14 protein-coding genes are annotated in these 13,842 nt (G+C 36.5%); 11 read left to right on the plus strand and 3 right to left on the minus strand.

What is annotated here, in order from left to right; translation table 11 throughout:
- The first annotated feature begins 99 nt into the window (after window positions 1–99).
- The 6 genes from ACQW5G_RS05040 to ACQW5G_RS05065 all read left to right on the plus strand — a co-directional run bounded on the left by ACQW5G_RS05040 (window position 100) and on the right by ACQW5G_RS05065 (window position 4,767).
- Window positions 100–1,026: a DMT family transporter gene (locus ACQW5G_RS05040; RefSeq protein ID WP_429970380.1), complete on the plus strand. Its 927-nt coding sequence runs from the start codon at window positions 100–102 to the stop codon at window positions 1,024–1,026.
- A 9-nt stretch (window positions 1,027–1,035) separates the two neighbouring features.
- Window positions 1,036–1,356, plus strand: coding sequence for a DUF7671 family protein (locus ACQW5G_RS05045; protein WP_429970381.1), 321 nt, complete (start codon window positions 1,036–1,038; stop codon window positions 1,354–1,356).
- 13 nt (window positions 1,357–1,369) lie between these two features.
- Entirely contained in the window at window positions 1,370–2,296 is a 927-nt protein-coding gene (locus ACQW5G_RS05050) for a DMT family transporter (RefSeq protein ID WP_429970382.1), read from the plus strand.
- 106 nt (window positions 2,297–2,402) lie between these two features.
- Complete coding sequence (locus ACQW5G_RS05055; protein WP_429970383.1) at window positions 2,403–3,821, plus strand: basic amino acid/polyamine antiporter; 1,419 nt, start codon at window positions 2,403–2,405, stop codon at window positions 3,819–3,821.
- 93 nt (window positions 3,822–3,914) lie between these two features.
- Window positions 3,915–4,526: a hypothetical protein gene (locus tag ACQW5G_RS05060; protein WP_429970384.1), complete on the plus strand. Its 612-nt coding sequence runs from the start codon at window positions 3,915–3,917 to the stop codon at window positions 4,524–4,526.
- Window positions 4,516–4,767, plus strand: a complete 252-nt coding sequence (locus ACQW5G_RS05065) for a hypothetical protein (protein ID WP_429970385.1) — start codon at window positions 4,516–4,518, stop codon at window positions 4,765–4,767. The genes ACQW5G_RS05060 and ACQW5G_RS05065 overlap by 11 nt, the downstream gene beginning before the upstream one ends.
- 60 nt (window positions 4,768–4,827) lie before the next feature.
- Here the strand turns inward: ACQW5G_RS05065 and ACQW5G_RS05070 are convergent, their stop codons facing one another.
- From ACQW5G_RS05070 to ACQW5G_RS05080, 3 genes are all read right to left on the minus strand, one after another.
- Window positions 4,828–5,046: a hypothetical protein gene (locus ACQW5G_RS05070; protein WP_429970386.1), complete on the minus strand. Its 219-nt coding sequence runs from the start codon at window positions 5,044–5,046 to the stop codon at window positions 4,828–4,830.
- A 134-nt stretch (window positions 5,047–5,180) separates the two neighbouring features.
- Window positions 5,181–6,404, minus strand: a complete 1,224-nt coding sequence (locus tag ACQW5G_RS05075) for an MFS transporter (RefSeq protein ID WP_429970387.1) — start codon at window positions 6,402–6,404, stop codon at window positions 5,181–5,183.
- Window positions 6,405–6,510: 106 nt separating this feature from the next.
- The gene (locus ACQW5G_RS05080) at window positions 6,511–7,740 is read right to left on the minus strand and encodes an MFS transporter (RefSeq protein WP_429970388.1); all 1,230 of its coding nucleotides are present in this window, start codon (window positions 7,738–7,740) and stop codon (window positions 6,511–6,513) included.
- 238 nt (window positions 7,741–7,978) lie between these two features.
- Here ACQW5G_RS05080 and pyrF point away from each other — a divergent pair, with 238 nt between their 5' ends.
- The 5 genes from pyrF (at window position 7,979) to ACQW5G_RS05105 (ending at window position 13,836) form a co-directional block, all read left to right on the plus strand.
- On the plus strand, window positions 7,979–8,695 hold the full coding sequence (gene pyrF, locus ACQW5G_RS05085; RefSeq protein WP_429970389.1) for an orotidine-5'-phosphate decarboxylase: 717 nt from the start codon (window positions 7,979–7,981) through the stop codon (window positions 8,693–8,695).
- Between the two features lie 10 nt (window positions 8,696–8,705).
- On the plus strand, window positions 8,706–9,338 hold the full coding sequence (pyrE, locus tag ACQW5G_RS05090; RefSeq protein ID WP_429970390.1) for an orotate phosphoribosyltransferase: 633 nt from the start codon (window positions 8,706–8,708) through the stop codon (window positions 9,336–9,338).
- A 132-nt stretch (window positions 9,339–9,470) separates the two neighbouring features.
- Window positions 9,471–10,502, plus strand: a complete 1,032-nt coding sequence (gene adhP, locus ACQW5G_RS05095; protein ID WP_429970391.1) for an alcohol dehydrogenase AdhP — start codon at window positions 9,471–9,473, stop codon at window positions 10,500–10,502.
- A gap of 195 nt (window positions 10,503–10,697) precedes the next feature.
- The gene (locus tag ACQW5G_RS05100) at window positions 10,698–12,593 is read left to right on the plus strand and encodes an SH3 domain-containing protein (protein ID WP_429970392.1); all 1,896 of its coding nucleotides are present in this window, start codon (window positions 10,698–10,700) and stop codon (window positions 12,591–12,593) included.
- Window positions 12,594–12,654: 61 nt separating this feature from the next.
- On the plus strand, window positions 12,655–13,836 hold the full coding sequence (locus tag ACQW5G_RS05105; RefSeq protein ID WP_429970393.1) for a DUF998 domain-containing protein: 1,182 nt from the start codon (window positions 12,655–12,657) through the stop codon (window positions 13,834–13,836).
- Window positions 13,837–13,842 lie beyond the last annotated feature (6 nt).

A 13,842-nucleotide genomic window follows, 5' to 3' on the forward strand; every position in this document is an offset into this window, starting at 1 on the left:
AAGTCTAACGTTACAGTTAGGCTTCATTTTTTGGTTACTTTCAAATGCTAGAAAGAGTATGATATACCTGTTAGAAAAAATCGATTTTGGGGTGAAATCATGAGTTCAAATAAAAACATTATGAAAGGGATTTTCTGGGCTACCTTAGCTTCTGCTTTTTGGGGTATTTCAGGAACCATTCTGCAATTCGTATCACAAGACGCTGATATCCCAGCATCTTGGTTCTTATCAGTAAGAACACTATTTTCAGGAGTTATTTTATTAGCAATTAGTGCTATTTTATTTAAAGGCAAAATTTTCAACGTCTTTAAAGATCGAAAATCAATTCTATGTATTTTGGGTTATGCTATTTTTGGACTAGGGGCTAATTTACTTTCATTCTTTTTGAGTGTGCAAACTGGGAATGCAGCATCTGCCACTATTTTGCAATATTTAGCACCGCTATTTATCTTACTAGGGGGTTTTGTTTTTATGCATCGCAAACCTAATCATGTGGATATTTTAGTCTTCGTGATTGCCTTAGTCGGAGTAATTTTATCAATTACCAAGGGTGATATTAGTGAACTTTCGATTCCACCAGTTTCATTATTCTGGGGAATTATTTCCGGAATTACCGCTGCTTGTTATGTGGTGATTCCCCGTCCACTAATGGATGATAACTCACCATTGACAGTGTTAGGTTGGGGAACTTTAATTGCTAGTTTCTTCTTTAATCTTCATCAACCTGCTTGGGTTGGAGTACCCCACTTAACAATGGGTGGCATTATCGGAATTGGTGCCATTGTTATTATCGGAACGGTATTACCATTTGCTTGTTTGCTTCACAGTATGAAGTTTGCTAGTTCTGCGGATGTTAGTTTAGTTGATGCCGTGCAACCAGTTATGACCTTTATTCTTAGTGTCATGTTTTTACAAACTAAGATTAGTTTGATGGAAGTTGTTGGATCAATTTTAGTTGTGATTGCGATTTACATTTTACAAAAAGACAAACGGAAATTATCAACAAAAGACGAATTAAAATCATAACGGAGAATTATGGCTGATAAATATGATGTGCTCCGCTTTATTGGAGTTCCGGTTGAACAAGATGGTTCGGGGAACTACCAAATTAAACGGGATGCCAAAAATGAATTTAAGTTACATGAATGGCGAATTGGGAAACATACCAAGGGTAAATTTCGCCACGTTGGACAAATCTTCTTAACTGAGAATCAAATGCGTGTTGCAATACTGGCAAGTTTCAAGGTATCATTTAAGAAGCGCCATCAGTACACACCAATGGCCCGCTTTTTGAGTGATGATGTATCACCAGAGATTGTGGCTGAGGCAAGTACCAAATTAACTGGCGACGAATAAGGAGTTTTGGAAAATGTTTAACAAAATCAAAGGGATGAGCAATACTGCTAAAGGTCTTGCTCTTGCTGGATTTGCCTCAGTTTCATGGGGTATTGCTGGGGTTATTACTCAGTTCGTATCACAAAATGCATCAATTCCAGCACCATGGTTCTTGGCAGCAAGAACAACCGGTGCCGCATTTATCTTGTTACTTGTAAGTGCCATCGTCTATAAAGGTAAGATTTTTAATATCTTCAAGAGTTGGAAGTCAATTCTTGCCCTTGTCTGTTATGGATTGTTTGGACTTGCAGCTAACATGGGAAGTTTCTATGTCAGTATTCAAGATGGTAATGCTGCGGCAACTACTATTTTGCAATACCTTGCACCATTGTTCATCTTACTTGGATCATTCGTTTTCCAACACAAAAAGCCAGCTAAAATCGACTTTATCGTGTTTGTAATTGCGATTATCGGGGTCTTTCTTTCAATTACTAAAGGTGACATTAGCCAACTATCAATTCCAATGGATTCATTTATTTGGGGATTGATTTCTGGTGTGACTGCTGCTCTTTATGTTGTTTTACCAAGATCTTTAGGAAAAGACAATCCTCCAATCGTAGTTATGGGTTGGGGTACTTTTGTGGCAAGTATTGCTTACAACATTAACCACCCAGTGTGGACTGATGTTCCTCACTTAACTACTGGTGCTATCTTAGGAGTATGTGGAATCATCTTCTTTGGTACTTTATTAACATTCTCAACTTTAATCTTTGCTACTCGGTTTACGACTTCAGCAAACATCAGTTTAATGGATGCTTTGCAACCAGTATCAACTTTCATCTTGAGTGTCATTTTCTTCAACACTGCTTTAAGCCTTGCTGAAGTTGTAGGAGCTATTTTGGTTATCTTAGCCATTTACCTTCTTAAATACTCACCCACGGAAGAAGAAATTCAAGAATAAATTAATAGATTAATCTTCGCTTTTTTGCGGGGATTTTTTATTTTCCAGAAAAAATTAAGGTATAATAGATTACATTGTTTAAACAGAGAACGAGAGGATTTATGGAATGAAGAAACAGAATGGAGTTTCATTACTTGGCTTAATTATGTTAGTAATTAGTGCCTCAATTGGAGCTGGAATTTATAATGCAAGTGAACAACTTGCGGCAGTTGCCACTCCTGGACCAGCTTTATTAGCTTGGCTAATTACTGGGATTGGAATTTTTGGATTGGCAATGAGTTTGAAATCTTTAAGTGAAACTAATCCTGATTTAAACGGGATGGCGGAATACGCTCAAAAAGGATTTGGTAACTTTATCGGATTTATTTCTGGTTGGGGTTACTGGTTGTCATCATGGATTGGGAGTGTAGCGTTTGCTACTATGATGATGTCAGCAGTGGGATATTTTATTCCAAGTTTTCGTTCTGGTAATTCAATTCCCGCCATTATTGTGGCATCGATTATTTCATGGTTATTAACTTACTTAGTATCCTGTGGGGTAGAAAATGCAGCATTTATTAATGTTTTTATTACAATTATTAAATTAATTCCGTTATTAGCATTTGTGCTCCTTGGAATTGTCTTATTTAAAACTAACGTCTTTACCGCGCATTTTTGGAATAACTTTACAACTAATTTTAGTTACATGAAAGCTACTCCAAGTGGAATTTTTGAACAAGTTAAGGGTTGTTTAATTACCATGATGTGGGTCTTTGTTGGAATTGAAGGAGCAACTACCATGACTGGTCGGGCTCGCAAAGCATCCGATGCTAGTAAAGCTACAATTTTGAGTTTTGTGGCTTTACTAGTGATTAATGTGGTCATTTCAATGCTCCCCTATGGATATTTAACCCAAGCACAATTAGCACATGTTAGTAATCCTGCATTGACTTATGTCGTTGAAGATATGATTGGGTCAGTCGGTGGAATGTTAGTGAGTCTATCACTAATCATTACCATTTTCGGGTCATGGTTATCATGGACCTTACCACCAGTGATTGCGACATCACAAATGGCAGAAAAAGGGATGTTACCACATTGGTTTGCTAAACTTAACCACAAACAAGCACCCATTAATTCCTTGATTTTAACGCAAGTATTACTGCAATTATTCTTAATCTCCCTTGTCTTTTCTGATCAAGCGTATAATTTTGCTATTTCATTATGTACAGCAGCTATGGTGGTTTGTTATACCTTAGTTGCTGCTTATCAAATTAAATTAGGTTATCAAGCTAAATCATTTAAATTAATTTTTCCTGGATTGCTAGCTTTTGTCTTTGAAGTGGTTGCCATTAGTTTTGCTGGACTTCAATATCTCTGGTTATGTGCAATTGCTTATGTGTTAGGTTTTGCTTTTTACATCAAAGCTGCTAAAGAAAATAATCGGCCAATCAATACCAAAGAATGGATTTTGATGGTAATCGTGACAATCATTGCAATTACTGCGATTGTAGGATTGATGACAGGTAAAATTGCACTATCATAATTATTAAACTATGGATAAATTCCATAGTTTTTTATTACAACTTGAAGTTGATGGGTTATACTAGATAACAATAAAATTCGAAGGGTGTTTATTATGGAAAAGTTGAAAAAGTATCGCAAGCTAATCATTGCGGGAATTTTGGGTTTAATTACGTTGGGGTTATTAATTTTGGGCGGGTTTAACATCTACGCTTTAAATCAAAACAACCAAAAATTAGCGGATGCACAAACTAAATATGATATGTTGAAAAAATCATTAGATGAAATGAAAACTAGTGATGTGACTTATCAAGAAAATCTCACATATCAAAATATGAAGACAATTGCCGAAACAAACAATGATTCATTGACTGATAGTATGAAAATTGTGTTTGGCAATTACCCTAATCAAACAGATGCACAAGCTGCGATTACTAATTTAACTAAGAACTACATGGATACAGCGGATGCAACGGAATTAATTAATTCTGCTAAGCAATTCACCCGCTTGAATAATGTTAAAATTTACAATTATAGTAATGATGCAGCTAAAAAGGGTCATTACTATTATTCCAATGTCACGGTTACTTACTATGGTAAAAGAGGAAACCACCTCTCAACTAACCATTACTTATTTAAAGTTGATTTGAATCATCAAGATTTGAATTCTAATAAAATTCGTTTCCACTTAATCCAAAGCTTTAGAGGTGATCACCATGCTAAATAAAATTAAATTTGCGTTTAAGAAGACTAATTTAATGATTACAATTCCAGTAATTTTGATTGTGTTATTAATTGGGGGCAACGCCTACTTGATGTACCAAAACCACCATGTTAATACTAAAATTACGGAGCAAAATACCGCGATTACGAAAGTCAGTAATGAATTTGCGACTAAGTATAAAAAAGTTGAAAAAAAAGCTAAACAAGAATTCCAAGCAACGCATACTGATCCATTAAACCAATAAAAAAGTGTATAAAAAAACTTCGTTGAGATTAATTTCTCAACGAAGTTTTTTAGTTAAAAATTATTTTTTAAGAAGTTTTTCAGCTTCTGCTTTAACATCAGCATCGCTCATGTCCAAGTATTTCTTCATATCTTCTTCAGTCTTGATAGTGTCTTTAGCATTTTGTTGCATGTAGTGATCCCATAAAGCATCACGTACAGGCATTGCACTGTCTGACCAGTCAAATGCTTCGTTCATGTGTTCGTCTAACATTGTGTTTTCTTCAAATTTATCAGCCATAATTCTATATCTCCCTTTTATTTATGTACAACTATATAGTAATTCATTTTATGCAAAGGTGTTAGCAATATGCTCTCTTTTTTGCTAATTTTTTTAAAATAAAAATCACCTCAAAATGTGAGATGATTTTGGATTTATTTATTGAAATTTTTAAGTCCTGGAAGGGTCATCATAACAGTAAAACTGATGAGGTAAAGGACTGATAAGAAGAGCATTACGACTACTAAACTGTAATGTTCCATAATCAAACCGATTACCAATGATGACATCCCACCAATCGCACGACCAACACCAACAATGATGTTGTTTGCACTAGAACGAACTTCAGTAGGGTAGAGACGACTAACGATGGCACCGTAACCGCCATACATTCCGTTAGCAAAGAATCCAACGACTGCTCCAACAATGAGAAGTAAGCCAATTGAATGAACAAACGCTAAGGCATAAACCATAAATGCTGAGGCAAATAAGAAGATTCCAAATGATAAACGAGGACCAATTTTATCAAAAATCGTACCAAACGTCATCATTCCTAAGCTCATTCCGATGATGGTTGAAATCATCCAAAGTGATGATCCTTTCACACTTAAGTGACTTTGTTGTTCCACAATGGAAGGTAACCAGTTCATTAAACCAAAGTAACCAGCAATTTGCACCGTTGTCATAATCATCAAACCAACAGAAGTCCAGGCAGTTTTGCCATCCGCAAACATATATTTCTTAATTGCTTGCGTAGTGGTAATTGATTGGTCTGCTTTAGCCTTTAAGAATTCTTCTGATTCCTTGATGTGACGTCTAACAAAGAAGACTAAGATAATTGGAATTAAACCGAAGAGGTACAAAGCATGCCAACCAAGATCAGGCACAACGAAGGCAGCTAAAATAGCAGCCATAACAGCACCTAGTTGACCACCAATGGAAGCAATTGATGACATCCGGCCTAATTCTTTTTTCGGAAAGGCTTCCGCAATTAATGTGATTCCTAGACCATATTCTCCTCCAGCCCCAATTCCGGCAATGAAACGAAGAACATAAATAGAAGAAATACTGTTCGCCATACTCATAAGAGCAGTCGCAAAAGCAAACACAAAAATGGTATATGTGAAGGTCTTTACGCGGCCAAAGCGATCACCAAGAAGTCCAAATAATACTCCACCAAGTAACATCCCCCAGTTAGTGATGGTCCCGATTAAACCGGCGGCCCCAGCTGAAACATGAAGTGAAGCAATGATTGAACTCATTGTGAAAGATAGAAAAAGCACATCCATATTTTCTAATCCGAAACCTAAACTAGATGATGTTAAAACTAATTTTTGGTTCCGAGTCATATGGATGCGCTCATTTTGATTGTTATTCATAAAAGTATTTCCCCCAAAGTAGGGCTCTCTGGCCCTGATTATTTGTCGCTTGTAATATTGTGCCACAAACAAAGAACTCTGACAAGTTACCTTAGGGGAACTGGAATTAGGCTTTTTGACTAAGTTGTTTAATTCCGGGAATGGTTAACATAACTAAGAAACTAATGATATAAAGGATTGAAAGAAAAGCCATTACCGTGAATAAATTGTAGTAATCCATAATAAATCCAATGATCAATGATGACATCCCACCAATGGCACGTCCAACGCCGACGATAATATTATTAGCGCTGGAACGAACTTCGGTAGGGTAAAGTTGACTAACGACAGCTCCAAAGCCACCGTACATTCCGTTGGAGAAGAATCCGACAATTGCTCCGATAATTAACAATTGGACAGTTGAATGTGCCATTAATAAACTGAAAACTGAGATGGCGGATGCAACTAAAAAGATTCCAAATGATTTACGGGGACCAATTTTATCTAAGATTAAACCAAAGGTCATCATTCCTAAACTCATTCCGATAATTGTGGCAATCATGAAAAGAGAAGAACTTGAAACACTAAGATGGTTTTGTTCCCGCACAATTGAAGGGAGCCAGTTCATTAAACCAAAGTAACCAGCAATGTGAACCGTGGTCATGACCATTAAACCTAAACTTTGGCGGGTAGTATGCCAATCGTTAAACATGTATTTGCGGATGGCTTGGCCAGTTGTGATTTCTTGTTTAGCTTTACTTTGTTTAAAAGTTTCTGATTCGGTCAGATTTTTACGGACGAAGAAAATTAACACTACTGGGATAAGTCCGAATAAGAAGAGGGCGTGCCAACCATAAGCAGGAATGACAATGGCAGCTAAAATAGCGGCCAGTAAAGCACCCACTTGACCACCAATTGCACAGATTGAAGACATCCGTCCCAGTTCTTTTTGGGGAAAAGCTTCTGCAATCAAAGTGATGCCTAAGCCATATTCTCCACCACCTCCAATTCCAGTAATGAAACGGAGGAGATAAACTTCATGAATATTATTAGCAAATCCCATTAAAGCAGTAGCAACGGCAAAAATTAAAATGGTATAGGTAAAGGTTTTCACCCGACCGAGGCGGTCACCTAAAACTCCAAACAAAATTCCCCCGACTAACATTCCCCAGCTAGTGATAGTTCCAATCATCCCAGCGGCACTAGCAGAAACGTGAAACTGACTAATGATGGCAATCATCGTGAAAGCTAAAAATTGCACATCCATATTTTCTAAACCAAAACCAGAACTTGATGACAGCAAGACTAATTTTTGGTTTTTACTCATTTGGGTGTGCATGACGGTACTATTATTCATAATATTTCCTCCAAATTCGAGCTCACAGGCTCAAGTTATTTGTAATTTTTTCAATTAGAAAACATTTTGCCACAAAAAATAAATTTGTACAAGTTGGAAATTTATATTATAATTCATTCAACAAATTAATTGGTTCAGAGAAGCCAAATTGAATTTAAATCCGAATTTAATTCTACAAGACTACTCTCTGCAACCAGTGGGTAGTCTTTTTATATTGTCGAACTTTTTGGAGGTAGTAATGGATAAACCAATCATGATTGCGCTTGATTTCCCAGAAATCAGCCAAGTTAACCAGTTTTTAGATCAATTTGAAGATCCAAGTCAACTCACAGTCAAAATTGGAATGGAACTTTTTTACCAATATGGACCAGAGGTAGTTAAACAAATTAAACAACGCGGATGTGATATCTTTTTAGATTTAAAACTATTTGATATCCCACATACAGTGGAAAAAGCGATGGAACAACTTGGTGCTTTGGGAGTTGACTATACCACCGTTCATACTTTAGGTGGGAAAGCAATGATGGAAGCTGCCAAACGTGGGTTGCAAGCAGGGGCTAAACGGGCTGGTTTATCAGAACCTCATTTACTCGGGGTTACTGAATTAACTTCCATTTCAGAACAAGTCTTAGAAACAGAACAAAACTGTAAGCTACCCATGAATCAACAAGTAGTGGCCTTAGCTAAATTAGCGAAAGCATCCGGTTGTGATGGGGTAATTACTTCAGCGCTTGAATTAAAAGATTTAAATAAAGCGCTAGGTAGTGATTTTGAATACGTGGTTCCGGGAATTCGGATGAAACAAGACGCTGTTGGAGATCAAAGCCGAGTAGCAACCCCTAAAACTGCCAGAGAAGATGGGGCGTTTGCCATTGTTGTTGGTCGTCCGATTACACAAAATGTATCCCCAATCAAAGCTTATCAACGTTACTTACAAGACTGGAATTTAAAATAGGAGAATGATTATGCAAGAATTAGAAACGCAAATTTTACATCAATTAGTTGAAGATAAAATTGTTCAATTTAAATCAGAAGGTTATTTTGAATTTGCCAGTGGCATTAAATCACCAATTTATACTGATTTACGGCTAACGGTTTCGTACGTTAAACTTCGTAGCATGATTGCTGATGCCTTAGCTAAGTTAATTAAAGCCCAATATCCAGATGTAACTGTGATTGGTGGAGTTGCAACTGCCGGAATTCCTCACGCTGCCATTGTGGCTGACAAGTTAGCATTACCAATGGTATATGTTCGTTCAAAACCAAAGGATCATGGAACTGGAAAACAAATTGAAGGTCGGATTGAAAAGACTGACAAAGTTGTGTTGATTGATGACCTAATTTCAACTGGTGGTAGTGTGATTCAAGCGGCTAAAGCGGTTCAACGTGAAGGTTTTGACGTCGCTGGGGTCGTATCAATTTTCTCTTATGGTTTTCCAGATGCAGACAAAAACTTTGCGGATGCTGGCTTGAAATTTAGTCCATTAGTTACATACGCTAAGTTGATTGAAGAACTTTACAAAAACCAACAAATTACAGAAACTAAATACAATTCATTGAATCAATGGCACCAAGATCCATGGAATTGGAAGGCTTAATTAGCGCGATTGAAAAGGTCACTTTTGGGTGGCCTTTTTTAGTTTGTTTCAATTGCAATGTGAATATGTTCACGTTATAATGAACTTGTTAAAATAATAATTATGAAGATATAGTTAAAGAGGAGAATTATCATGGTTAAAGCTGCTGTTGTAAGACCAGACTCAGATGGTTACGTTGACATTAAGGATGTTACTTTACGTCCAATTCGCGCTAACGAAGCCTTAGTAAAAGTTGAATATTGTGGACTTTGTCACACTGATTTACACGTTGCATCAGGTGACTTTGGTGCTGTTCCAGGTCGGATTATCGGACACGAAGGTGTTGGTCGAGTTATTCAATTAGGTCAAGATGTTACTAACCTAAAGATTGGTGATCGTGTATCTATTGCATGGTTCTACTCAGCTGATGGTACTTGTAAGTACTGTGTCACTGGTAACGAAACTCTTTGTCGAAACGTTAAAAACGCTGGATACACTGTTGATGGTGCCATGGCTGAGGAATGTATCGTTGATGCTAAATACGCTGTTAAAGTTCCAGAAGGACTTGATCCAGTTGAAGCAACTTCATTAACTTGTGCCGGTGTTACTACTTACAAAGCCCTTAAAATTGGTGATACTAAACCAGGTGAATGGACTCAAATCGTTGGTGCCGGTGGTTTAGGTAACCTTGGTGTTCAATTAGCTCATAATGTTTTTGGTGCTAAAGTAGTAGTTACTGATGGTGACCCTAAGAAACTTGCAGCTGCTAAAGACAACGGTGCTGATTTAGTAATTAACCGTCACGATGCAGATGCTACTGAACAAGTAGTTAAAGGAACTAATGGTGGAGTTCACGATTCAATCGTAACCGCTGTTAGTGCACAAGCATTTACCAATGCAGTTAATGCATTGGAACCAAATGGTACTTTAGTTGCCGTTGCTCTTCCTAAAGGTGACATGGCACTTAACATTGACAAGACTGTACTTGATGGAATTAAAGTTGCTGGTTCATTAGTTGGTACTCGTCAAGATTTACGTGAAACTTTTGATTTTGGTGCCCAAGGTAAAGTTAAACCAATCGTTAGAACTGACAAACTTGAAAACATCAACAAAGTTATTGATGAAATGAAAGCTGGTAACATTGTTGGACGTGTTGTTTTCGACTTTACTGGTGACAAAGATTAATTTGTAATCGTTTAATATTAATATAAAAAGAGCAACTTTTTGGAAGTTGCTCTTTTTTAATTATTAAAATTTTAAAAATTACACACATTGTAAAAGTTTTGTTAGACTAAGTGTGTTATTATTTACAATAGTTATATATTAAGAAAATATTAAACGTTACATATATTATTTATTCTAGAGAGGACTGAACATTTTATGGAAAAGTATACTAGAGCACAATATCGGATGGCTATGTCTAGTCGTGAAACTAAAACCAGAAATAAACTGGCAAAATCAAAGCATGGATGGCTAAAGATTGCTATGGGTATTACCTTTGCATCAACTTCATTACTCATGGTGAATAATACTACCTTTGCTGATACAACCCCAGCAACTCCAACAAACAATGATAGTACAACTACCGTGACGACCAATAACGATACTCAAACGAATTCTGTAAATGAAACTACTAACCCTAATGTAGTTTCATTATCACAACAAACTACCCAACCAGCTGCAAGTAATGCAACTAACACTAGTAGTTCTGACAACCAAGTTGATGTTAATCAACAAACAGACAGCAATCAAGCTAGTCAAGCTACTACTACACCAATTCAAAATCAATTAGCAAACACTACGCAACTTGCTACTAATAATTCAGGTACATATACAGCTTCATGGGATCAAAATGAACGTTCTGCTGCATCATTATCAGCTGACGTAACAGGAAAACTATTATCAGGTCAATCAGTTAACTATGATAATACGCAATATAATGATGGCTACACTTGGCTCCATTACAACCAAAATAGTCAAAGTTATTGGACTGCTAGAATGGCTAATGCTGATCATGATGATTTTATTAATTCTACTGCACCAGGTGCCATCGCTACTTGGAATTCCGATGGAGTTCTTCCTAGTGTTTCAGTTGCACAAGCAATTGTTGAAAGTGCTTGGGGTTCATCTGCACCAGGGAACAACTTGTTTGGAATTAAAGGATCAAATAACGGTCAGTCTGTCACAGTTCCAACCCAAGAATATTATAACGGACAGTGGGTAACGATTAATGATCAATTCCGTGCTTATCCTGATTACGCATCTAGTATTCAAGATCACGGTGATTTCTTAGCCCAAAACTCACGTTATTCAAATCTTCTTGGAAGTACTGATTACACTTATGTATGTCAGATGCTTCAAGCTGATGGTTATGCAACTGCACCGACTTATGCCAATACATTAATCAATGTGATTGAAACCAATAATTTAAATCGTTTTGATAGTGGATTAGCTGTTCCCGGAACTAGTGCACCAACAACTAACGCCGCAGTTACAGTTGATAGTTCTGCTGCTACAAGTAATAATGCTTCAACTACTAGTACAACCAACACCAATCCAACTCCAAGTATCACGAGTTCTAATGGAACTTGGACATTGGGATCAGAAGTTAATGTAAGAACGCAACCCAGTTTAACTGGTAACATTACTGGTCAACAAAATGCTGGGACTCAAATTTCTTACGATGGCTTAGCTAATAATGATGGCTATACCTGGATGCAATTTAAAGATAATGATGGTAACTATCGTTATGCTGCTCAAATTGGTCAAAATATGAATCAAACTACGACGCCACAACCAGCTCAGCCAAGTACTCCAAGTAGTACAAATAATATGGTGGCAGCCAGTGGAACGTATACTGCATCTGGTCAACAAAATGTACGTGACAATGCCAGCTTAAATGCTGGGGTAACTGGACAACTCCAAACGGGTGATTCAATTAACTATGATGGAACTGTACAAGCAGATAATTATACTTGGTTCCATTACGCTAATTACACTGGTCAAAATCGTTGGGTAGCTAATATCAGTAACGCTGCTGCACCAACTTCTACAAGTAATATGACACCAGCTAATGGTACTTACACCGTTGCAACTACTCAAAATGTCCGTGATTCTAGTTCATTAAATAGTACTGTTACTGGTGATTTATACGCTGGTGACTCAATTAACTATGACGGAACTGTTCAATCAGATGGCTATACTTGGTTGCATTATACTAATTATGCTGGTCAAGACCGTTGGATTGCACAATTAAACTTAGCATTTCAAAATTAAGTTATAATGAAAAAGAACCTCTAGGGGCTCTTTTTTTATTACATAAATAGGAAGTGGAAAAATGGACGACAAAAAGTATCATATTGAAATTCCGGAACAAGTGGTTAAACAAATTAAACTGAAACCAAACGAAAAACTTGATTTGAAAATTGAAAACAATGCCTTACGTCTAGAAAAGGCTGATATAGACGCAAATACTGGATGGGATGTTTCATATTGGTGGAGTGTTATTCCAGCCATTCTGACCAGTTTAATTTTCTTTGTGTATTTCACAGCAAAAAAAGAAAGTTCAATTAAATTTACCGGTAGTTATTCCATTGCAACTGCGACAATTTTATTGGGGTTGATTTCTGGCTTAATTTTATTCTCAATTTTCTTAATTAAAGCGCGAAATCAATCGGTTAATGCGGTTTATCGTAATTTGTATTGGCGAAATTTTCCTACAATCATTGTGTCGTTTACAGCAATTTTGCTATTAAGTTTACTAGGAATTTTTTGGATTTTAGCCAGGGTTTTTCAAGGGGCGACCTTTGGAATTTATACAGCAACTTTGATTTTCTTAATGTTTCAATTAATTATTAATACCATCATGATTTTATTGGCAGAAAACGTGACACCTACAATGTTAGTAGATGTGTTTGTGATTACTATTTTTGGCGGAGTAATGGTTTCAATGCTATCGAACGGAAACTTACAATGGTGGAAACACAACATTAGTTTCCTAGGAACGGCTAAAGCAGTTGATGGGTGGCAATTCAACTTAACCTTTATTTTTGCAGCTTTACTAATGATTGCTCTAGTTGACTACTTGTTTGTTTCGGTAAAACCACTACACCGACCTAAAGTTCCAACGATGGTGCTTCGTTTCTTACTAACGATGATGGCGGTAGATGCTTTAGGGGTTGGAATGATCTCAAATAATATGCAAATTCATTGGATGCATTTATGGCATGATATTTTTGCCTGGGCGATGGCTTTCGATATTATTATTTTGATTGTCGGAATTAAATGGCTTTGGCCAGGAATTTCAAAGAACTTTTTAAAGATTTCATATACATTGGGAATCTTAATTGTATTAGCAAGTTATTTATTTAAAGGAATTCATTATTTCTCATTAACTGGTTACGAAATTTTTGCCTCAGCATTAGCTTTTTCTTGGATTATGATGCTCTTTCAATATATTTTGAAACAAATTAATAGTGGAACTCATGAATTTGTTGTAGAACTAAAGCAAGATGAATGAAAACTA

The sequence above is a fragment of the Fructilactobacillus sp. Tb1 genome, from assembly GCF_050500285.1.
In the GTDB taxonomy this organism is placed as follows: domain Bacteria; phylum Bacillota; class Bacilli; order Lactobacillales; family Lactobacillaceae; genus Fructilactobacillus.